The sequence below is a fragment of the Streptomyces sp. 2A115 genome (assembly GCF_052245575.1).
Lineage (GTDB): Bacteria > Actinomycetota > Actinomycetes > Streptomycetales > Streptomycetaceae > Streptomyces.
In genome coordinates this window covers 178,764-200,548 of the sequence record NZ_JBQQCG010000010.1, presented here as the reverse complement: position 1 = coordinate 200,548, position 21,785 = coordinate 178,764, and the positions used below count along the sequence as shown (strand labels likewise).

Below are 21,785 nucleotides of genomic sequence, written 5' to 3'. Positions count from 1 at the left end.
ACTACCTCAGAGCGGCGCTCGGATGCCCCGGCGCGGCCCCGCCCCCCCCACACACACCCAAGGGGCGCGGGGAACTGCGCGACCAGCCCAGAACAACCCGCACCCGACAACCGCTCAACCACAGCGGAGCGTGCCGCGGGGAACTGCGCGACCAGCCCCCACCACCCCGCAGAAAACCAACCACCCAACCGCCGGAGGCACCTTCACCCGAACACCCGCCGTCAATCCGGAAGCAACGTGCCCCTCCTCGACAGCAGGAACTTCTTGAAGGCCGCCACCGGAGGCGTGTCGGGGTGACCGTCCAGCCACGCCACGCCGATCTCCCGGGCCGCGCGTGGAGCCGTAACCGTGAGTTCGACAACCCCGGGCCGGGCGACGGCCGGCGGCGGGAGAAGGGCGACCCCGAGACCCGCCGCGACCAGCCCCCGCAGCGTTTCGGCCTCCTCCCCCTCGAACGCGACCCGAGGCCGAAAGCCCGCCTGCGCGCAGAGATCATCGGTGATCCGGCGGAGCCCATAGCCGGGTTCGAGGGTCACGAACGTCTCATCGGCGGCCTCGGCCAGACGGATGCGACGGCGCGAGGCAAGGCGGTGGTCGGCCGGAACCACCAGGCGCAGTTTCTGTTCGTCGAGGCGGCGGGCCACGAGGTCCGGGGCGTCCGGTACGGGCGACGTGAGACAGAGATCCAGTTCGCCGGAGCGCAGGCGCTCGATCATCGCCTCGCCGTAGTTCTGGACGAGGCTGAAGCGGACACGGGGATGGTCGGCCCGGAAGGCCCGGATCAGTCCGGGCACCGTCTCGGAGCCCATGGTGTGCAGAAAGCCGAACGCGACCTTGCCGGTGGCCGGGTCCGCATCGGCCCGTACCTCGTCGGCGGCCCGCGCGATCTCGGCGAGGGCCCGTTCGACGGAGCGGAGAAACGTACGGCCGGCCGGAGTGAGCGACACCGTACGGCCACGACGGGCGAACAGGTCGACGCCCAGGTCCTGTTCGAGGCGGACCATCGCACGGGACAGGGTCGACTGCGGAACCTGCATCTCCTGCGCGGCCCGAGTGACGTGCTCGGTGCGGGCGACCCCGGCGAAGTACGCGAGGCGCGGAGCGAGCAACCTCGACATGCCCGCACTGTCTTCTGTGTCACTGGACGGTGACAGACGGCTCTCTGACCTCTGCTGATGCATCACAGGAACGATTATGGCAATTCCATGCATTGGACGGATGAAAGAGAGATGTTTACGTTCGAAGCATGCCTTCCGTCAGTACCGAGGCGTCCACCACCGTGGACGCCTCCGCCTCCGCCGTCTCTGCCTCCAACGTCTCCCCCGCCACGTCCGCCCCCTCCGTCGACTCCCGACTCACCCCGGGCGGCCCCGGCTACCGCCGGATGAGTTTCGCCCTCTTCCTCGCGGGCGTCGCGACGTTCGCGCTCCTCTACTCCACGCAGGCCCTGCTCCCGCTGATCTCCGAGGACTTCGGGGTGACGGCGAGCGCGGCGAGCTGGACGGTGTCCGGGGCGACCGGCGCGCTGGCGCTGTTCGTGCTGCCGCTGAGCGCGCTGTCGGAGCGGTTCGGGCGGCGTACGTTGATGACGTGGTCCCTGGCGATCGCGGTGACGGTCGGTCTGCTGGTCCCCTTCGCCCCGTCGGTCGGCGCGCTGATCGCGCTGCGGGCGGTGCAGGGCGCGGCGCTGGCCGGACTGCCGGCCTCGGCGACGGCGTATCTGGCGGAGGAGGTCAGGCCGAAGGCGCTGATCACCGCGATCGGACTGTTCGTGGCGGGCAACAGCGTCGGCGGGATGAGCGGCCGCGTCATCACCGGCTGGGTCGCGCAGGAGTGGGGCTGGCGGGTCGCGGTCGGGACGATCGGGCTGGTCGCGGTGGGCTGCGCGGTGGCCTTCCGGCTGCTGCTGCCGGCGCCGAAGCACTTCAAGCCGGGTTCGCTGCGGCCGCGGGTGCTGGCCCGCACGGTCCGCGGCCACCTCTCGAACCCGCTGCTGTGCAGGCTCTACGCGATCGGCGCGCTGTTCATGACGGTGTTCGGCGCCGTCTACACGGTGATCGGCTACCGCCTCACCGACGCCCCGTTCTCGCTTCCGCAGGGCATCATCGGTTCGATCTTCCTGGTCTACCTCGTCGGTACGGTCTCCGCCTCGACGGCCGGAAGGCTGGTGGGCCGCCTCGGCCGGCGCGGCTCGCTGTACCTGGCGGGCGGTACGACGACCTTCGGTCTGCTGCTCTCGCTGGCCGACTCCCTGCCGATCGTCCTGCTCGGGCTCGTCCTGATCACCGCGGGCTTCTTCGCGGGCCACGCGGTCGCGTCCTCCTCGGTCAGCCACACCGCGAAGGAGGGCCGCGCCCAGGCCTCGGCGCTCTACCAGTCCGCGTACTACGTGGGCTCCAGTGCGGGCAGCACGCTCGGCGCGATCGCCTTCCACTCGGGCGGCTGGGCCGGGACGGTGGCGCTCGGGCTGCTGGCGGTGGTCGGGGTCGTGGCGATCACGGTGGTCGGGTCGCACGCGGCCCGGGTGGAGCGGCGGCTGGTGGCGCTGCACCACTGAGTGTCAGTGTCCGGTGACACTGGGCACGGGCTTTCGAACGTACGGGTGCAGGTCAGGACAGAAACTGTCCTGACCTGCACCTTTTCCGTCTCGGGGGGCCATTGTCAGTGGGCTGCGGTAGCTTCCGAAGTGCCGGCGCCGCAATGGGGCGACGACGGCCACGACGTGACAAGGCCACAGGGGTGGGTTGGCTATGAGCGACGGTACGGCGACGACGACGGACCTCGATGTCCGGCTTGAGAAACACCGGGTCGAGCTGACGGGGTACTGCTACCGCATGCTCGGCTCGTCCTTCGAGGCGGAGGACGCGGTCCAGGACACTCTGGTGCGCGCCTGGCGCAGCTACGACAAGTTCGAGGGCCGTTCCTCGATGCGCTCGTGGCTGTACCGGATCGCGACGAACGTGTGCCTGGACATGCTGACGGCGGGCAACAAGCGGGCCCGCCCCATGGACCTGACGGACTCGACGCCGCTCGCGCAGGCGGCGCTGACCCCGCGCGCGGACAACACGTGGCTGGAGCCGATGCCCGACGGGCGCGTGCTGCCCACGCCCAGCGACCCGGCGGAGGCGGCGGTGGCCAAGGAGTCGGTGCGGCTCGCCTTCATGGCCGCCCTGCAGCAACTGCCGCCCAAGCAGCGGGCCGTGCTCATCCTGCGCGAGGTCCTGGCGTGGAAGGCGAGCGAGGTCGCCGAGCTGCTCGGCACGACGGTCGCGTCGGTGAACAGCGCGCTCCAGCGGGCCCGCGCGACGCTCGCCGAGCGCGACGGAGCCGCCGTGGAGGGCGCCACCTCCGACCCGCTCGACGAGGAGCAGCAGAAGCTCCTGGAGCGCTATGTGGCGGCGTTCGAGGGGTACGACATGACGGCGTTGACGGCCCTGCTGCATGAGGACGCGGTGATGACGATGCCGCCTTTCGATCTGTGGCTGACCGGGCCCGAGGACATCACGGGCTTCATGACGACGCTGGGCGCCCCGTGTGCGAACTCGCGCCTGGTGCCGGTCGCGGTCAACGGTCTGCCCGGCTTCGCGCAGTACAAGCCGGATCCGGACACGGGCGGGTTCACGCCGTGGGCGGTTCAGGTGCTGGAGATATCAGAGGGCCGGATCGCCGGGTTCCACTGCTTCCTCGACACCAAGCGCTGGTTCCCGCTGTTCGGGCTGCCCCTCCACCTCGAAGCGGAGGCCGACCAGAGCGAGTAGCGCGCGCAGGGCCGGGTCGGGGTCGCGCAGTCTGATCCGGCCTCCGGCACGGCGGGCGGTGAGCTCGAGCCTGGCCAACACATCGACGGTGGTCAGGCCGGGTGGACCGAGGCCCGCGACGTCGCAGATCACGACACCGGCTCCGCTGCTCTCCAGCTTCGCGCGCAGGTCCTCGCACAGCCTCGGCACCTCGTCACGGGTGACGGGACCGGACAGTACGAATACAGCGGGTGTCATGGCGTCCACGAGCGGTAGACCGGGCGGCGGCGCGGAACTCATCGCTGGGCGGTCGCGGAGCGTGCGCTGAACACGTGTACCGATCACGTGCGCCGATCACGCACTGAGCGCTCGCCGCACACTCGCTCCGCACTCCTCTGGCACTCGCTCCGCACTCGCCCGGCGCGAAGTCCCGCCGGTCAAAGTCACATTGACCTGGGGAGGCCCTACCCCAGAGGGTTTGGTGTATGCCCCATGAATCAGCACCCGTACGGATACCCGACGCCCGCCTCCGCCCCGTCCCCGGACAGCCCCGGGGGCTCCAGGAGGTGCCGTGCAAGGGGTGCTGAACGGCTTCGCGGTCATCGCCGTCGTCATCGGCGTCGGCTATCTGATCGGACGCCGGGGCTATCTCGGGGACAACGGACGGGAGGTGCTGACCAAGCTCGCGTTCCACGTGGCCACGCCCGCCCTCCTCTTCACCACCCTCGCGCAGGCCGACCTGTCGGTGATCCTCTCCAGCCGGCTGCTGGTGACGGCGATCAGTACGTTCGCGGTCGCGGGTGTGTTCGTCGCGGTCGGTGCCGTACGCCGCTGGGGTGTGGGCCGCACGACGATCGGCGCGCTGTGCTCCAGTTACGTCAACGCGGGCAACCTGGGCATCCCGATCGCCGTGTACGTGTTGGGGGACGCGTCACTCGTGGCGCCGGTGCTGTTGTTCCAGCAGATCGTGATGACGCCCGTCGCGCTGACGATCCTGGACCTGTCGCGGCCGGGCGAGAAGGCCTCCCTGTGGCAGCGGGTGACCGCCCCCGTGCGCAACCCCATCGGCATCGGCTCCCTGTCCGGGGTGGCCGTCTCGGCGAGCGGGCTGACCGTCCCGGGTCCGGTCCTGGACCCGCTGACCCTGATCGGCAACATGTCGGTCCCCGCGGTCCTGCTGGCCTTCGGTATCTCGCTCTGCGGGAGCACGATGCCGGGCCGCGGCCCGGACCGGGCTCCGGTGCTGCTGTCGGTCGCCCTGAAGTCCGTCGGTCAGCCCCTGGTCGCCTGGGCGCTGGCGGCGGGCGTCTTCGGCCTGCACGGGGCGCCGCTGCTGGACGTGGTCGTCACCTCGGCGCTGCCCGCCGCGCAGAATCTCTTCACATACGCCTCGCGCTATCGGATCGGCGAGGTGCTGGCACGGGAGTCGATCCTGCTGTCGACGATGTTGGCGGTGCCGGTGTTGGTGATTGTCGCGGCGTTGTTGGGGTGACCAGACCGAGTGCTTCAGCTGACGGGAAAGATGCCTGTGTCCAAGACCAGTTTGAACGGTGCAGGTAGCGCCAGCTCCTCGCCGTATTCCACCGAGGCGAGGACTCGGTATGTGCCATTCTCCGGTTCTCCGTAGAGCGTCGCTGTGGGGCGACCCGAGTGCCAGGGGTCTAGGAGGAGGTAGAGCGGAACTCCAGCCAGGGCATAACCGCGGGTCTTCTTGATGCGGTCGTGGTTGGCGTTGCTTCGGGACGTGACTTCGACGACCAGTTCGGCCTCACTTGCGTGCACTGGCATCCCGCGGCGCAGGGCAGGCCTCGGCACAACGCACAGGTCCGGCACGAACACGTTGGACGTCTCCGGGAGAGTCAGGCCGAGCGTCTGGTAGATGCCCCAGTTGCAGTCGGCAGGGATCGCTCCGTAAAGCCGCTCTTGCAGCAACTCGGCGGTGTCATTGTGTTCTTCGGACGGCGGCGGCGACACGGTGACGACCCCTTCAATGATCTCCACCTTGCTGCCCTCGGGAGCATCCGTCTCCTCCCAGACACGGACGATCTCGTCCCAGTCCGAGCCCCCCGGGGGCTCGGACTCGACGCTGAGTGCGCTCATGGCGGTCTCCAATCGGTGCGTCACCGATCCCAGCATGCCGAACGGGACCGGTGCAGGTCCACCGATCCCGTTCACCCGAATGGGAAAACTCCAGCTCAGGCAATACGCTCCAGCACCACCGGCGCAGCCGTGAAGTCCGTGCCCGCCGCCCCGATGTCGTACGAACCCTCCACCGCCTCCAGCGCGTACTCGAAGCGCTCCGGAGTGTCCGTGTGCAGGGTCAGCAGGGGCTGGCCCTCGGTCACCGTGTCGCCCGGCTTGGCGTGCATCTCGACGCCCGCTCCGGCCTGCACCGGGTCCTCCTTGCGGGCGCGGCCCGCGCCGAGGCGCCAGGCGGCGATGCCGATGTCGTAGGCGTCGAGGCGGGTCAGGACGCCCGAGGACGAGGCCTTCACCACGTGCTGCTCGCGGGAGGTGGGCAGCGGGGCGTCCGGGTCTCCGCCCTGGGCGGCGATCATGCGGCGCCACGCGTCCATCGCCGAACCGTCCGCCAGCGCCTTCGCGGGGTCGGCGTCCTTCACGCCCGCCGCGTCGAGCATCTCGCGGGCCAGGGCGAGGGTCAGTTCGACGACGTCGGAAGGACCTCCACCCGCCAGGACCTCCACCGACTCGCGGACCTCGAGGGCGTTGCCCGCCGTCAGGCCCAGCGGGGTCGACATGTCCGTCAGGAGCGCGATCGTCTTCACCCCGTGGTCCGTGCCCAACTGGACCATCGTGGAAGCGAGTTCACGCGCGTCCGCGATCGTCTTCATGAAGGCGCCCGTCCCCACCTTCACGTCCAGGACCAGCGAGCCCGTACCCTCCGCGATCTTCTTCGACATGATCGAGGAAGCGATCAGCGGGATCGCCTCGACCGTGCCGGTGACATCCCGCAGTGCGTACAGCTTCTTGTCCGCCGGGGCCAGGCCGTCGCCCGCCGCGCAGATCACCGCGCCGACCTCGTCCAGTACGGAGAGCATCTCCTCGTTCGACAGGAGTGCGCGCCAGCCCAGGATCGACTCCAGCTTGTCCAGCGTGCCGCCGGTGTGGCCGAGACCGCGGCCCGAGAGTTGCGGGACAGCCGCGCCGCAGGCGGCCACCAGCGGCGCCAGCGGAAGCGTGATCTTGTCGCCCACGCCGCCCGTCGAGTGTTTGTCGGCGGTCGGGCGGGACAGGGCCGAGAAGTCCATGCGTTCGCCGGAGTCGATCATCGCGGCGGTCCAGCGGGCGATCTCGCGGCGGTTCATGCCGTTGAGCAGGATCGCCATATTGAGGGCGGCCATCTGGTAGTCGGCCACCTCGCCGCGCGTGTAGGCGTCGATGACCCAGTCGATCTGCTCGTCGCTGAACTCACCGCGGTCCCGCTTGGTGCGGATGACGGAGACGGCGTCCATGGCCATGGCTTTCCTTCCAAGAGCAGCGGCCCCTCCGAACAAGCAGAGCAGACCGGAGGGGCCGCACAAGAGCTAGGTGAGTTACTTGGTGAGATGGTCGGGCCCGAAGGCCTGCGGCAGCATCTCGGAGAGCGGCAGGAGCCCGGCCGGGGTCTCCAGGATCAGGCCCGGGCCCCCGAACTCGTACAGCAGCTGGCGGCAGCGGCCGCACGGCACGAGGATCTCGCCCCGGCCGTCGACGCAGGTGAAGTGCGTCAGCCGGCCGCCTCCGGTGTTCTGGAGCTGCGAGACGAGTCCGCACTCGGCGCACAGACCGAGCCCGTACGAGGCGTTCTCGACGTTGCACCCGGAGATCACCCGGCCGTCGTCGACCAGGGCCGCGACGCCGACCGGGTAGCCCGAGTACGGGGCGTACGCACGGGACATGGCCTCGCGGGCCACCTCCCGCAGCGCCTCCCAGTCGACGTCACCCGCGGACGTCACTTGCCCTGCCCCCGCCGGTACGGCATGCCGTCCGCCTTCGGCATCCGCAGGCGTTGCGCCGACAGGGCGAGGACGAGCAGCGTGATGACGTACGGCGTGGCGGAGACGACCTGGTTCGGCACCTCGTCGGTGAGGGAGTACCAGGTGAACACCAGCGCGCCGACGGCCAGGGTGATCACGGCGGGCACGTACTTCTTCTTGACCACCAGCCAGATCGCGCCGATGACCAGCAATATGGCGCCGAGCAGCAGCAGCGCGTGGACGTTCGCGGCGCCGCCGCGCAGGTTGAGGCTGTCGGTGTAGCCGAACAGGCCCGCGCCGATGGCGAGTCCGCCCGGCATCCAGTTGCCGAAGATCATCGCGGCGAGGCCGATGTAGCCGCGGCCGCTGACCTGGCCCTCCAGGTAGAAGGGGTTGGCCACGATGGACAGGAAGACGCCGCCGAGGCCGGCCAGCCCTCCGGAGATGATCACGGCCACGTACTTGTACTTGTAGACGTTGACGCCGAGCGACTCGGCCGCGACCGGGTTCTCGCCGCAGGACCGCAGACGCAGGCCGAAGGAGGTACGCCACAGGATCCACCAGGTGGCGGGGATCAGGGCGACGGCGATCAGGGTCAGCCAGGAGACGTTGGTGACGAGGCCGCCGAGCAGGCCGGCGATGTCCGAGACGAAGAACCAGCCCTTGTCGTTGAGGTCGGCGAGCCCGTCGGAGAGTCCGGGCACCGTGAAATTGCCGAGGGACTCGACCGGCGGGGACTGCTTGGCGGTGCCACCGGTGACGCCCTCGAAGGCGAGCGGGGCGAGGTAGCGGGTGGCGCCGAGGGCAAGGATGTTGATGGCCACACCGGAGACGATGTGGTTGACGTTGAAGGTGATCGTGACGATCGCGTGCAGCAGACCGCCGACGCAGCCGCCGATGATGCCGACGAGGACGCCGGTCCACGGACCCCACTGGTAGCCGGCCCAGGCGCCGAACCAGGTGCCGAGGATCATCATGCCCTCGAGGCCGATGTTGACGACGCCCGCGCGCTCGGCCCACAGACCGCCGAGACCTGCCAGGCCGATCGGGACGGCCAGCTGGAGCGCCGTGGACATCTGGCTGACGTTCGTGATGCCGTCGGCGCCGGTGATGATGCGGACGATCGAGGTCAGCGCCAGGCCGCCCGCGATGATCAGCAGGAGGACGGAGAGCGTCAGTCGGCGGCCCTTGGGCGCCGCGGGCTGCAGTGTGGGCTGGTTGAGGTCGGTCACGGTGGTCATCGGCCGGCCACCTCCTTCTCGGTGTTGTGGTCGGAGGAGGCGCCGAGGACGTTGCCCGCGGCGAGTTCGGCGCCGACGCGGCGCTGCTGGCGGCGCAGACCCCACTCGCGCACGGCCTCGTACGAGACGACGACCGAGAGCACGATCAGGCCCTGCATGATGACCGCGATCTCCTTGTCGTAGTCGTGGAAGTCGAGCTCGGGCGAGGCCTTGTCGAGCCAGGCCCACAGCAGGGCCGCGAAGGCGATGCCCGTGGGGTTGTTGCGGCCGAGCAGGGCGATGCCGATGCCGAGGAAGCCGATGCCGGTGGGGAAGTTCAGGTTGTAGGTGTGCGCGTCGCCGAGCAGGATCGGCAGGCCCGCGAGGCCGGCCAGGCCGCCGGAGAGCAGCATGGCGGTGAGCACCATGCGCTTGGGGTTCACACCGCTGGCCGCGGCGGCCGACTCGGAGGCGCCCGAGGCGCGCAGGTCGAAGCCGAAGCGGGTGCGGTTGAGGACGACCCAGTAGCCGATGCCGAGCAGCACGGCGAGGATCACCAGGCCGTAGATCTCGCCGGCCGCGCCCATGTCGATGCCGGGCACCCAGCCGGACTCGTGCATCTCTCCGGTGGTGTTGTTGTTGCCGACCTTGACGCCGAAGACGCTGGGCAGCCAGAAGTAGGCGATGACGGAGGTCGCGATCGCGTTGAGCATGATCGTCGCGACGACCTCGCTGACGCCGCGGGTGACCTTGAGGACACCGGCGATGCCGGCCCAGAACGCGCCGGTGAAGATCGCGGTGAGGAGCAGCAGCGGGATCTGGAGAGCCGCCGGCAGGTTCGCGTGGGCGCCGACGATCGCGGCCATCATGGCGGCGAGCTGGTACTGGCCGTCGACACCGATGTTGAACAGGTTCATCCGGAAGCCGATGGCCACCGCGAGGGCCGCGATGTAGTACATCGACGCCTGGTTGATGATCCGGACCTGAACGTCGGAGAACGAGGCCTGCTCGAACATGATCGTGAACGGCTCGACGGGGTTCTTGCCCGACGCGACCAGCACGATCGCGCTCAGGACGAAGGCCACGGCGAGCGCGATGACCGGTCCGGCCACCGCGAGGAGCAGGCGCTCCTTGTCGAACTTCTTCATCAGCGGGCCTCGTCTTCCGGGGCGTCTGCCGGGGTCTCGGCGTGCTCTTCGAGCTCTGCCTGCTCCTCGAGCTCTGCCTGCTCTTCGAGCTGCTCTACGAGCTCTTCGTTCTCGAGGTGGCCGGAGGCGGCGCCGGTCATGGCCGAACCGAGTTCCTCCGGAGTGATGGTCGCCGGATCGGCGTCCGCGACCAGCTTGCCGTTGTAGATCACCCGGAGCGTGTCGGAGAGGCCGATCAGCTCGTCCAGGTCGGCGGAGATCAGCAGGACGGCCAGGCCCTCGCGGCGGGCCTCGCGGATGAGGTCCCAGATCGCGGCCTGCGCGCCGACGTCCACACCGCGGGTGGGGTGGGCGGCGATCAGGAAGCGCGGCTTGTGGATCATCTCGCGGCCGACGATCAGCTTCTGCTGGTTTCCGCCGGACAAGGAGGCCGCGGTGACGTCGATGCCGGGCGTGCGGACGTCGTACAACTCGACGATCCGGCGCGTGTCCGCCTGGGCGCCCTTGATGTCGAGCCAGATGCCCTTCGCGTTGGGCTTCTCGGTGACGTGGCCGAGGATGCGGTTCTCCCAGAGGGGGGCTTCCAGGAGCAGTCCGTGCCGGTGGCGGTCCTCGGGGATGTAGCCGATGCCCTGCTCGCGGCGCCTGCGGGTGCCCCAGGAGGTGATCTCCTCCTCGGCCAGGGTGATGGCGCCGGAGTCGGCGCCCTTGAGGCCGATGAGCGCCTCGATCAGCTCGGTCTGACCGTTGCCCTCGACGCCGGCCAGGCCCAGGACCTCGCCGGCGTGGATGGTGAAGCTGATGTCGTCCAGGAGGGCCTTGCCACCCGGGGCGACCAGGCGCAGGTCCTCGACGGTCAGCACCGGCCGGTCGGTGACCGTGGACTCGGCGGTCTCCGGGGTGGGCAGCTCGCTGCCCACCATCAGCTCGGCGAGCTGGCGCAGGGTGGTCTGGGACGGCACAGCCGTACCGACCGTCGTGCCCCGGCGGATCACCGTGATGTCGTCGGCGACCGACAGCACCTCGCCCAGCTTGTGCGAGATGAAGATGACGGACAGGCCCTCGGCCCTGAGCTCGCGCAGGTTGGCGAAGAGCGCGTCGACCTCCTGCGGCACGAGGACCGCGGTGGGCTCGTCGAGGATGAGGATCCGTGCGCCGCGGTAGAGGACCTTGAGGATCTCCACGCGCTGGCGGTCGGCGACGCCGAGCGCCTCGACCAGGGCATCGGGGCGTACCCCGAGGCCGTACCGCTCGGAGAGCTCGAGGATCTTACGGCGGGCCTTGCCGCCGATGCCGTACGACTTCTCGCTGCCCAGGACGACGTTCTCCAGGACCGTGAGGTTGTCGGCGAGCATGAAGTGCTGGTGGACCATGCCGATGCCACGGGCGATGGCGTCGGCGGGACTGTGGAAGGTCACCTGCTCGCCCTCGACGGCGATGGTGCCCTCGTCCGGCTTCTGCATGCCGTAGAGGATCTTCATCAGCGTCGACTTGCCGGCACCGTTCTCGCCGACGAGGGCGTGGACCGTGCCCTTACGGACGCTGAGGTGGATGTCGTGGTTGGCCACGACGCCGGGGAACCGTTTGGTGATCCCGGCGAGTTCGACTGCGGTCACCTGACCGTTGACCGCGCCGGCCGGAGGGCTGCTTGACGCGTTGATGGCGCACTCTCCTGAGGAAAGGGGGTCGTCTACGCGCGTAGCGCCCCTACGGCAACATGAGGGGCGTTGTCTCGCGAGAACGGGATACAAGGAGCCAGACTCCCTGCACCCCATTGAGCGGACGTAACCCCGTGGTTACCAGGCGGCTCCGGAACGCACCCGCACTTCCCCGAAGCCGCATGGCTGCTCTTGAGGTACTGCTGGTCAGCTTGTCTTGACCTTGATCTCGCCGCTGATGATCTTCTCCTTGGCCGCCGCTACGGCTTCCTGGATCGCGGTGTCGCTCTTGAACTTCGGGTTGGATTCGGCGAGGCCGACCTCACCGGACTCCAGATCGCCCCTGACGATACCGGTCTCGGGCTTGCCGTCCTCGACCGACTTCGAAAGGTTGTACACCGCCTTCGCGACGTCCTTCGTCGCGGAGGTCAGGATGGAGTCCTTGAACTTGCTGAGGGCTTCCTGCTTGTACTGGTCGGAGTCGACACCGATCGCCCACACCTGGTCGGTGGCCGCGGCCTCGATGACACCCTGACCGGACAGACCGGCCGCCGCGTAGACGACGTCCGCCTTCTTCTCGATCTGACCCTCGGCCGCCGTCTTGCCCTTGTCGGGGCTGGAGAAGCCACCCTCCTCGGCGGTCTGCGTCAGGTACTGCGACAGGACCTCGACACCGGGCTTGGTGTCCTTGACGCCCTGCGCGAAGCCCGCCCCGAACTTGTGGATGAGCGGGATGTCCACACCGCCGACGAACCCGACGGTGTTGGTCCTGGTGGCCTTGGCGGCGGCGACACCGGCGAGGTACGAGGCCTCCTGCTCGGAGAAGACCAGGTCCGCGACGTTCTTCGCCTCGATCGTGGAGTCGTCGACGATGCCGAAGGTGGTGTCGGGGTACTTCTCCGCGGCCGCCTTGACGGCCGGCGCGTAGGCGTAGCCGATACCGATCACCGGGTTGTGCCCCTGCTTGGCCAACGAGACCAGCCGCTGCTCCTTGTCGGCATCGGTCTCACCGTCGGTGGGCTCGATGTCGGCGGTCTCGTACCCGAACTCACCCTTCGCCTTCTCCAGACCCGCGTACGCGGCGTCGTTGAAGGACTGATCACCCCTGCCGCCGACGTCGTACGCGATGGCAAGACCCTTGTCACCGTTCGACTCCGACGAGCCGGCGGAGGTCGACGTGCCGCCACAGGCGGAGAGGGCGAGGGCGAGAGAGGTGACCGCCGCGCCTGCTAGCGCGATGCGGGGAACCCGGCGCATGTGTTGTGCTCCTGTCGTACAAGCGTCTGGCAGAACACCTCGACGCTGGCTTCGCCGCAGATTAACGCGCGTAGACCAACTAGAGAACCCCTCCTGTCCACCTTGTTATGCGGCTGTGCCCGAGGCCTCCCGCCGGCGGGGCGCGGGCTTGCCGACCGCAAAGACCCGCAGTCCGTGGATGACCTGCACAGAACACACAAGAGCGGGCGGACACCCACTGGATGTCCGCCCGCTCAACGTCACTGCTCGACTACTCGGTCTTGACCTTGATGGAGCCGTCGATGATGCCCGCCTTGGCCTTGGCCACGGCGTCGGTGAGGCCGGCGATCTCCGCCATCTTCGGGTTGCTCTCGGCGAGACCGACGCCGTCCACCTTCAGGTCGAAGGTCTGCACACCGGCCAGCGGCTTGCCGTCCTCAACGGACTTGGCGAGCGAGTACACCGCACCGCCCACGTCCTTGAGCGCCGAGGTCAGGATGTAGTCCTTGTAGGCGGCCAGCGCCTCCTGCTCGTACTGGTCGGAGTCGACGCCGATCGCCCACTTCTTTTCCTTGGCGGCGGCCTCGATCACGCCCTGGCCGGACAGGCCGGCGGCCTGGTAGACGACGTCCGCGTTCTTCTCCAGCTGGCCCTCGGCCGCGGCCTTGCCCTTGTCGGGGCTGGAGAAGCCACCCTCCTCGGCGGTCTGCGTCAGGTACTGCGACAGGACCTTGACCTTGGCGTTGGTGTCCGCGACGCCCTGCTTGTAGCCCGCCTCGAACTTGTGGATGAGCGGAATGTCCACACCGCCCACGAAGCCGACGGTGTTGGTCTTGGTGGCCTTGGCGGCGGCGACACCGGCGAGGTACGAGGCCTCCTGCTCGGCGAAGACGAGCGACGCCACGTTGTCGCCCTCGACCACGGAGTCCACGATGCCGAAGGTGACCTTCGGGTACTTCTTGGCGGCGGCCTCCAGCGCGGGGCCGTAGGCGAACCCGACGCCGATGACCGGGTTGTAACCCTGCTTGGCCAGCGAGACCAGACGCTGCTCCTTGTCGGAGTCGGTCTCGCCCTCGGTGGGCTCGATGTCGGCGGTCTCGTAGCCGAACTCCTTCTTCGCCTTCTCCAGGCCCGAGTACGCGGCGTCGTTGAAGGACTGGTCGCCCTTGCCACCGACGTCGTATGCGATGGCAAGACCCTTGCCACCCTCGGCGGTCTCGCTGCTGCCAGTGCCTTCGTCACTTGTGCCGCCGCAGGCTGTGGCCGCGAGTGCGAGCGACGCGACCCCCACCGCGACGCGGGTCAGGCTGGATATCCGACGCATCTGAAGTTCCCCATTCTCCAAGCCCCGCAGTGGGTGCTGAGTTCGGCGCACAGTAACGCGCGTAGACCTCTGAGGGAACGGGGTATCGCCTGGCCGTTATCCATTCGTGCCGATGGCCGGTTACGTCCTTGTGAACCGTGGGCTCGAAAGGCGCACCTGGGGATACAACGCCCACCGCGGGCGCCACACTCCACATGCGGAGCGTGACATTTATCAACCATTGAGTAGTTACCAACGAACTGTCCACCACGCTACTGCGGCGGAGTCGAGGACGCGGCCAGAGCGGTCCGCCGCGCCCTCGCCCGTCAGATCCCGGCGTCGAGGAGGGCCGCCGCGGTGAAGAGCTCCACCCCCACCGTGATCGCCGACTCGTCGGCGTCGAAGTCCCCCTGATGCAGATCCCGCACGGTCCGCTCCCCGGGCTTACGCACGCCCAGCCGGGCCATGGCACCGGGCACGCGCTCCAGGTACCAGGAGAAGTCCTCACCGCCCAGACTCTGCTCGGTGTCCTCCACCGACTGGGCCCCACGCCGCGCGATCATCGCGTCGCGCAGCAGATCGGTCGTGTCCGGTTCATTGACGACCGGCGGAACCCCACGGATGTAGTTGATCTCCGACTTGGCCCGGTAAAGATTGGCGACCTCGTCGATCGCGGCGTGCACAAGATCAGGAGCGGCCCGCCACGACTCAAGATCCAGGCACCGCACGGTCCCGGAGAGCTCGGCATGCTGAGGAATCACATTGCAGGCATGCCCGGACTCGATACGCCCCCAGGTCACCGCGAGCCCGGACCGCGCATCGACCCGCCGAGCGACCAAGGCAGGCACATCCGTGACAACACGGGCGGCAGCAGTAACAAGATCGGTGGTCAGATGAGGCCGCGCGGTATGCCCTCCGGCCCCGTCCAACGAAACCTCGAGCCGATCACAGGCAGAGGTGATGGGCCCGTGCCGCAGCCCGATACGCCCGGCATCAACCCGCGGATCGCAGTGAACGCCGACAATCCGCCCGACACCCTCAAGCGCCCCGGACTCGATGACGTCAGGAGCGCCACCGGGAAGTACTTCCTCCGCGGGCTGGAAGATCAGCCGCACAGCCCGCTTGAGCAGCCCCTTCTCATGCAACTCGGCGAGAACAAGGCCGGCGCCCAGCACAACGGCCGTATGCACGTCATGCCCGCACGCATGGGCCCGATCGGGCACGGTCGACCGATAGGCGCACTCGGCCTTGGTGTCCGGAATGGGCAACCCGTCGATGTCGGCGCGCAGAGCGAGCATCGGCTGCTCGGGGTTCGGCTCACCGACGTCACAGACGAGCCCGGTCCCGATGGCGAGCACCCGGGGCCGAAGACCGGCCCGCTCCAGCCGCGCCTTGATGGCGGCGGTGGTACGGAACTCCTGATTGCCGAGCTCCGGGTGCATGTGCAGATCACGACGGAACGCGACGAGTTCGGCGCGCAGCGCCTCGGGCAGCGCACCGGGAAGCACGGCTTCCCCAGGCGTATCGGCCTCGGACTCTCGGTACATCAGTTGGTTCACCCTCTGAAGGGTAGGGCGACGCGACGGCCCGCTGACCCACGATCAACAAAACTTCAACCCGTTAGGCGAAGAAATCCCGTCCGCGTGGCGCATAGATTTTAACTGAGATGGGTACACTCGCCCGCCTTTCCACCCGATCGATCTTGGACCATCCTGGTGGACCGGGTCCCCGATCCCCTTCGAAGGAACCTCCAACCACCGCCCCCACCCCACAAACCGGACGAGCCTCTCTACGCATACCACGCATACGACCCCCCACCCGCGACCCCGACCAGCGATTGGAAGGTTCAGGACACTCCCCAAACCCCCCACCTGCGGCTTTCCCCAGCCACCCCGTCCCAAAGCTTCCAATTACTGCTGCCAACCCCACCGGCCCCACCGGCCCCACCGGCACCGGCCCGCGCCGTCTACGCACCCACCGGCCGCAAGCCGACCCGGCGTGCTGGCGAGACGCGACCGCGCCCGACAAGCCCCGGCCCGCCTCCCTCCCCACCGCTCCCTCGGCCGACCCGTAGGCCACCACCGTTCCCGGCCGCCCGCTCGCTTCTCACCCGTGCTGGAGCGGGCCGAGTCAAGGGTGGAGCGATGGGGGTCCCCCCGCTCGAGCGAAGCCGAGAGTGGGGGAGGAATCGCCGCAGGCGACGCGACCGCAGGGAACGCCCTTTACTCGGCTCGCGGAAGCACGACACTGGCCAGAAGCGGGCGGCCCCAAAAGCCTCCGCCTCACCACCGCACACCGCACACCGCCCCAGCGGGCCCCTCCCCCCGCCACCCTCAGGTAACCGAAACCGTCGAAAGCCGATGCACACCCCGAGCCGTCCCGGTAACCCCCGAAAGGAACCCCTGAGCGCGCGGGGAGGCGCTCTCGGTGAGCCAGGCCGGATCGATGTCGCAGACGGCGACGCGGACCTCCGTACCGACGAGGGCCAGCGGCAGGGTGTGGACCACCGTCGACGGGAAGCTCAGGATTGTGCGGCCGATCGGGCCGCGACGGGCGATGAGTTCCAGAGGGAGCTCCGGGCGGACGATCTCCAGGCCGGTCTCGACGGCCAGCCGATGCAGCTTGTCGGGGCTTTCGCGGCGGTGGGCGAAGTACCGAGTGGCGCCGTACGTCTTGGCGAGACCCTTCACCGCTTCCACATACCGGTCGGGATCCACAACTCCCGTCTCCACCAACGACGTTCCTACGAGGTCGGCGCCCTTCGTCAGACGCGGCGGGCCGAAGCGGGCGCGGGTCCAGGCGAAGTCGTTGGCCGTTATCCGGACGCCCTCGGGAGTCTCGGTGATCGGCATGGAGGAGAAGACCTCCACCTGGCGCCCGGCGCCGGGGGTGAGACGGCGGCGGGCCCGGGCCGAGACCGGGGCGAAGACCAGGTCACGGGCGCCGGGACGGCCGCCGCGCCGGTGCCAGCGCACCAGGCGTTCACCGCGGGCGAGTTGGGAGACGAACTCCATCGTCGCGGTGCCGTCGTCCACGACCACCAGGTCGCGGGCGCGGGTGATGCTGAGCAGCAGCTGCACGTAGCGGGAGAACGGGTCGCCCATGACGATCCGCTCCGCGCGGCGCAGCAGCGGCGCCAAGCCGCCCACCGTGTGGAAGGGCGCCGTCGTACCACCGCGCGCCTCCTCCCAGCGGACCGCGTATCCCTCGTCCCGTGCCAGGTCGGCCATGCGGCGCAGCTGGCCCCGGGTCATCGGGTCGGTGGGCGAGAGGACGACGAGGGTGAGCCCCGCGCCGGGGACCGCCGCCCCGGCATCCAGCTCCGGACCCGGGGGTCCGGACTGCTCGCCCGCCGTCCTGAGGGCGTGGGCGTGCGCCCACTCCAGGACGTTGAGGAGCTGCACCGGGCTCTCGACGAAAGCCAGGGTGGCGGGAGGCTGTGGGCCGGTGGACCCGGCGCGGGGACTCATCGACGTACGACCGTCGCTTCCCTTGATTCCGGCTCGGAGACTCTGAACCGGAGGTGACTGAACCGGAGGTGACTGAACCGGAGGTGACTGAACCGGAGCTGACTGAACCGGAGCTGACTGAACCGGAGGTGACTGATTCGGAAGACTCAGACCGCGACCGGCTCGCCCGCCGCCGCCGCGATCTCGGCCTCGGCGACGACACCCGTGACGCGGCGCAGCTTCTTCATCGGGCCGAGCTCGGACTCGTACACCTTCTTGACGCCGTCGCCGAGGGAGGCCTCGATGGTGCGGATGTCGCGGACGAGGCGGACCAGGCCCTGCGGCTCCACGGACGCGGCCTGGTCGGAGCCCCACATGGCGCGGTCCAGCGTGATGTGGCGCTCGACGAACGTCGCGCCCAGCGCGACCGCGGCCAGCGTGGTCTGCAGGCCCGTCTCGTGGCCGGAGTAGCCGATCGGGACGTTCGGGAACTCGGCCTGGAGGGTGTTGATGACGCGGAGGTTGAGCTCCTCGGCCTTGGCCGGGTACGTCGACGTGGCGTGGCAGAGAAGGATGTTGTCCGAGCCCAGCACCTCCACCGCGTGCCGGATCTGCTTCGGCGTCGACATGCCGGTGGAGAGGATGACCGTGCGGCCGGTGGCGCGCAGCGAGCGCAGCAGCTCGTCGTCGGTCAGGGACGCGGACGCGACCTTGTGGGCCGGGATGTCGAACTTCTCCAGGAAGGCGACGGCCTCGGTGTCCCACGGGGAGGCGAACCAGGCGATGTCCCGCTCCTTGCAGTACTCGTCGATCTGGCGGTACTCGTCCTCGCCGAACTCCACGCGGTGGCGGTAGTCGATGTAGGTCATGCGGCCCCAGGGGGTGTCGCGCTCGATGTCCCACTGGTCGCGCGGGGTGCAGATCTCCGGGGTGCGCTTCTGGAACTTGACGGCGTCGCAGCCGGCTTCGGCGGCCGCGTCGATCAGCTTGAAGGCGTTCTCGAGCTCGCCGTTGTGGTTGATGCCGATCTCGCCGGTGATGTACACGGGCTGGCCGGGACCGGCCGTCTTCGAACCGAACGCGCGCAGACGGGAGATGGAGCTGATGGAGCTGCTCATGGCAGGAACCGTTCCTTACTTGTTGAGGGAGTCGAGAGAGGGGCCGAGGATCCAGCTGGCGATCTCTCGGATCGCGCCGTCGCCACCGGGGACGGTGGTGACCGCGCGTGCGGCGCCGCGTACGACGTCATGGGCGCTCGCGACCGCCACGGGCCAGCCGACGAGGGCGAAGCACGGGAGGTCGTTGACGTCGTTGCCGACGTAGAGCACGCGCTCCGGCGCGATGCCCTGCTCCTCGCACCACTGCTTCAGTGCGAGGTCTTTCCGGTCGATGCCGTGCAGGACCGGGATCTTGAGCTTCCGGGCTCTGGCGGCGACGACCGGGTTCTGTTCCGTGGACAGGATCAGCATCGTCAGGCCGCTCTTGCGGAGGGCCGCGATACCGAGTCCGTCTCCGCGGTGCACGGAGACGAACTCCCGTCCGTCGGAGTCGATCAGCACCCTGTCGTCGGTCTGGGTGCCGTCGAAGTCGAGTACGACCGCGTCGATGTCGTCGGCGGTCGGGAGGGCGCCCATGGGGGTCCCCCCGCTCGAGCGAAGCGGAGAGTGGGGGAGGTTGGCGTCGAAGAGGGGCGCCAACGCCCGTGCGCGGGCGAGGTCGTGCGGGTCGTCGATCTCCAACACCCTTGCGGGGTCGGTGCGGACGAGTTCCGTGCGGCCGAAGAAGCGGTGCTTGGCCGCGCGGAAGCCGGTGGCTTCCATGCCGTAGACGGCGCCGGTCTCCAGGAGGTCCTGGGGGCGGTCCTGGCGGCGCGGACGGAAGGACTTGTCGTGGTTGATGCCGTAGCCGCCGCTGGTCTCCCTGCCGGCGACCAGCGTGTCGGTGCCACCCTCGACGGCGGCGCCCTCGACGGCGGCGCGCGCGGTGTCGACCGCCACCGGGACAGCGGGATCGTCGTCCCCGTCGCGCCAAACGAAGCCGTGGAAGGGTGCCACGGTCAGGGCCGTGTCCGCGCCCTTCCCGATGATCGCGTGCACGACGCCGTCCAGGTCCTCGCGGACGATGAACGGGCTGGTGCACTGGACGAGGAGGACCACGTCGACCGCGGAGCCGTGCAGCGCCTCGTGGGCCTCCATGGCGTGCAGGACGGCGGCCTCGGAGGTGGCAGTGTCGCCCGCGATGGCGGCGGGGCGCAGCACCACCTCGGCGCCGGCCTCGCGGGCGGCGGCCGCGATCGCCTGGTCGTCCGTGGACACCACGACATCCGTGACGAGGCGCGTCGCGCGGCACTCGCGCACCGCGCGGGCCACCAGCGGTACGCCGCCGACGGGGAGGAGGTTCTTGGCGGGGACTCCCTTGGAGCCGCCGCGCGCGGGGATCACCGCGAGCACACGACGCACCGATGCCGCTCGTCCCGCTTCTTGTCCCGCTTCCGAATTGGACATTCGCTCTACTCCTTGGGAGGTGATCGGGACGCTCACGGCTCGGCCGCCCGCCGTCTGGGGGGCGTTCACGGCTCGGCCGCCCGCCGCCTCGGCGGCGCTCACAGCCCGGCCGCCCGCCGCCTCGGCGGCGCTCACAGCTCGCCCATCCGCCGGATGACCGGCGCCACGCGCTGCACGCCGTGCCGGTAGGCGCCGCGCGCCGCCCGGCGCACGATCTGCCGGACCGGGCCCGGCTCCCTGTCGGCGGCGGGCGCACCGGGCAGCGGGCTGCCGTCGGGGCCGAGGTGGTGGCGGGCGAGGATGCCGGGCAGGTAGCCGGGCGCGGTCGCGGGCGTGTAGTAGGGGGCGAGGGCCGGGAGTTCGCCCTCGCTCAGCAGCTTCGCGATGCGTTCGCGGGCCACGTCGAAGGCCGTCTCGTACGCCCCTCCCCCAGACTTCGTCCGGGAGGTGCCCCCAGCCGCGACACCCTGCCGGGCCACCCAGTACTCGTCGGGCGACGGCCGGTGCCCGGCGTCGAGTTGGTCCCAGGAGGCGAGGCACCCGGAGCCGACGAAGTGGTGGTTGCCGAGCGATTCGCGCACGCCCAGGTCGGTCAGGACGACGGTGGGGATGCGGCGGTGCAGGGATTCCAGGGCCGCCGTGGAGCTGATGGTGACCAGCAGGTCCGTACGGTCCAGGACCTCGCCCATGTGCCCGTACACGAGGCGGAAGTTGGCCGGCAGCCCGCCGGGGATCCGCTCCGCGAGCCGCTGGTAGGGCTGCTCCTCGATGTGCGTGGTGTGCTCGCCCGGCTTGGAGCGCAGCTTCAGCAGGACCTCGCGGTCCGGGTGCAGCCGTGCGTGCCCGACGAGCCGCTCCAGCAGGTATGTACGGTCCTTGCGGCTCTCCGGCACGGAGGGCTGCGCGGCGAAGACGACCGTGTACGGGTCGTGCTCACCGGAGTACGCCTCCCCGCCCAGGAAGGGCAGCGCGACCTCGGTCACCGACGAGGCGTCGGCGCCCACTCCCTCGTACACGGCGGTGAAACGCTCCGCGTCCTGGCGGGAGTTGGCGAGGACGAGGTCCGCGCCGTGCCGCAGCAGCAGCCCGTCGGCGAGCTTTTCGTAGACGACGCCGACATAGCCGGTGACGACGACGGGCCGCTGCGCGCGCTCCGCCCTGCTCTGCTCCGGCCGGACGCGCTCCTTCCAGGCGTACGAGAGTCCGTGCAGCATCGCCTGAACTCCGCCGCCCACGAGGGAGAGCACGAGGACGTCGTACGCCTCTTCTCCCATGGTCCGCAGGAACTCGACCGCCGTGACCTCGCGGAGCGAGTCCGCGCGCACGCCGACCTCTTCGAGCTGGCGGGCGGTCGGGGTCGCACGACCACGCAGGAGATAGCCGTCGAGCCGGATGTCCGAATCGGCCGGTGCGATACGGTTCGCGGTGAGCGCGCCCCATTTCCACCGGGTATCGGAATCGGCGAGAACGGCAACTCGCAGGGACTTCGAGGTACTTGCTGGCACGTCCAAGACGCTAGGAAGCCATTCCGATGAGCAGCCCAACCGGAATAC

Annotated in this window: 18 protein-coding genes; 3 read left to right on the top strand and 15 right to left on the bottom strand. The window is 69.4% G+C overall.

Annotation, left to right across the window (positions count from 1 at the left end):
- Nucleotides 1-221: 221 nt before the first annotated feature.
- Complete coding sequence (locus ACTWQR_RS12240) at nucleotides 222-1,184, bottom strand: LysR substrate-binding domain-containing protein (protein ID WP_443227021.1); 963 nt, start codon at nucleotides 1,182-1,184, stop codon at nucleotides 222-224.
- A gap of 62 nt (nucleotides 1,185-1,246) precedes the next feature.
- Between ACTWQR_RS12240 and ACTWQR_RS12235 the strand changes: the two genes are divergently transcribed.
- Nucleotides 1,247-2,557, top strand: a complete 1,311-nt coding sequence (locus tag ACTWQR_RS12235) for an MFS transporter (protein ID WP_443227020.1) — start codon at nucleotides 1,247-1,249, stop codon at nucleotides 2,555-2,557.
- Nucleotides 2,558-2,750: 193 nt separating this feature from the next.
- Nucleotides 2,751-3,758, top strand: a complete 1,008-nt coding sequence (locus ACTWQR_RS12230; RefSeq protein ID WP_443227019.1) for a sigma-70 family RNA polymerase sigma factor — start codon at nucleotides 2,751-2,753, stop codon at nucleotides 3,756-3,758.
- Here the strand turns inward: ACTWQR_RS12230 and ACTWQR_RS12225 are convergent.
- On the bottom strand, nucleotides 3,651-4,037 hold the full coding sequence (locus tag ACTWQR_RS12225) for an STAS domain-containing protein (RefSeq protein WP_443227018.1): 387 nt from the start codon (nucleotides 4,035-4,037) through the stop codon (nucleotides 3,651-3,653). The two genes, ACTWQR_RS12230 and ACTWQR_RS12225, sit on opposite strands and share 108 nt — an antisense overlap.
- Before the next feature lie 271 nt (nucleotides 4,038-4,308).
- Here ACTWQR_RS12225 and ACTWQR_RS12220 point away from each other — a divergent pair, with 271 nt between their 5' ends.
- Nucleotides 4,309-5,229, top strand: coding sequence for an AEC family transporter (locus ACTWQR_RS12220; RefSeq protein WP_443227017.1), 921 nt, complete (start codon nucleotides 4,309-4,311; stop codon nucleotides 5,227-5,229).
- Nucleotides 5,230-5,243: 14 nt separating this feature from the next.
- Here the strand turns inward: ACTWQR_RS12220 and ACTWQR_RS12215 are convergent, their stop codons facing one another.
- The 13 genes from ACTWQR_RS12215 to ACTWQR_RS12155 all read right to left on the bottom strand — a co-directional run bounded on the left by ACTWQR_RS12215 (nucleotide 5,244) and on the right by ACTWQR_RS12155 (nucleotide 21,737).
- On the bottom strand, nucleotides 5,244-5,837 hold the full coding sequence (locus ACTWQR_RS12215) for a Uma2 family endonuclease (RefSeq protein WP_443227016.1): 594 nt from the start codon (nucleotides 5,835-5,837) through the stop codon (nucleotides 5,244-5,246).
- A gap of 95 nt (nucleotides 5,838-5,932) precedes the next feature.
- The gene (locus ACTWQR_RS12210) at nucleotides 5,933-7,210 is read right to left on the bottom strand and encodes a thymidine phosphorylase (RefSeq protein ID WP_443227015.1); all 1,278 of its coding nucleotides are present in this window, start codon (nucleotides 7,208-7,210) and stop codon (nucleotides 5,933-5,935) included.
- A gap of 81 nt (nucleotides 7,211-7,291) precedes the next feature.
- A complete protein-coding gene (locus tag ACTWQR_RS12205; protein ID WP_443227014.1) occupies nucleotides 7,292-7,693 on the bottom strand; it encodes a cytidine deaminase in 402 nt (133 codons plus the stop codon).
- Nucleotides 7,690-8,955 (bottom strand): ABC transporter permease, encoded by a 1,266-nt coding sequence (locus tag ACTWQR_RS12200; protein WP_443227013.1) that lies wholly within the window; start codon nucleotides 8,953-8,955, stop codon nucleotides 7,690-7,692. The genes ACTWQR_RS12205 and ACTWQR_RS12200 overlap by 4 nt, the downstream gene beginning before the upstream one ends.
- Nucleotides 8,952-10,082, bottom strand: coding sequence for an ABC transporter permease (locus ACTWQR_RS12195; RefSeq protein ID WP_443227012.1), 1,131 nt, complete (start codon nucleotides 10,080-10,082; stop codon nucleotides 8,952-8,954). Before ACTWQR_RS12195 ends, ACTWQR_RS12200 begins: the two co-directional genes overlap by 4 nt.
- Complete coding sequence (locus ACTWQR_RS12190) at nucleotides 10,082-11,698, bottom strand: ABC transporter ATP-binding protein (RefSeq protein WP_443227011.1); 1,617 nt, start codon at nucleotides 11,696-11,698, stop codon at nucleotides 10,082-10,084. The genes ACTWQR_RS12195 and ACTWQR_RS12190 overlap by 1 nt, the downstream gene beginning before the upstream one ends.
- A 249-nt stretch (nucleotides 11,699-11,947) precedes the next feature.
- Nucleotides 11,948-12,997: a BMP family lipoprotein gene (locus tag ACTWQR_RS12185; RefSeq protein ID WP_443227010.1), complete on the bottom strand. Its 1,050-nt coding sequence runs from the start codon at nucleotides 12,995-12,997 to the stop codon at nucleotides 11,948-11,950.
- 250 nt (nucleotides 12,998-13,247) lie between these two features.
- Complete coding sequence (locus ACTWQR_RS12180; RefSeq protein ID WP_443227009.1) at nucleotides 13,248-14,300, bottom strand: BMP family lipoprotein; 1,053 nt, start codon at nucleotides 14,298-14,300, stop codon at nucleotides 13,248-13,250.
- A gap of 305 nt (nucleotides 14,301-14,605) precedes the next feature.
- Nucleotides 14,606-15,826 carry a M20 family metallopeptidase gene (locus ACTWQR_RS12175; RefSeq protein WP_443227028.1) on the bottom strand — a complete coding sequence of 407 codons (1,221 nt, stop codon included), beginning with the start codon at nucleotides 15,824-15,826 and terminating at the stop codon, nucleotides 14,606-14,608.
- Between the two features lie 786 nt (nucleotides 15,827-16,612).
- Nucleotides 16,613-17,749 carry a hypothetical protein gene (locus tag ACTWQR_RS12170; RefSeq protein WP_443227008.1) on the bottom strand — a complete coding sequence of 379 codons (1,137 nt, stop codon included), beginning with the start codon at nucleotides 17,747-17,749 and terminating at the stop codon, nucleotides 16,613-16,615.
- A 146-nt stretch (nucleotides 17,750-17,895) separates the two neighbouring features.
- Nucleotides 17,896-18,834, bottom strand: coding sequence for an N-acetylneuraminate synthase family protein (locus ACTWQR_RS12165; RefSeq protein ID WP_443227027.1), 939 nt, complete (start codon nucleotides 18,832-18,834; stop codon nucleotides 17,896-17,898).
- Between the two features lie 27 nt (nucleotides 18,835-18,861).
- Nucleotides 18,862-20,232, bottom strand: a complete 1,371-nt coding sequence (locus ACTWQR_RS12160) for a cytidylyltransferase domain-containing protein (RefSeq protein ID WP_443227007.1) — start codon at nucleotides 20,230-20,232, stop codon at nucleotides 18,862-18,864.
- Nucleotides 20,233-20,363: 131 nt separating this feature from the next.
- Nucleotides 20,364-21,737 carry a DUF6716 putative glycosyltransferase gene (locus ACTWQR_RS12155; protein WP_443227006.1) on the bottom strand — a complete coding sequence of 458 codons (1,374 nt, stop codon included), beginning with the start codon at nucleotides 21,735-21,737 and terminating at the stop codon, nucleotides 20,364-20,366.
- Nucleotides 21,738-21,785 lie beyond the last annotated feature (48 nt).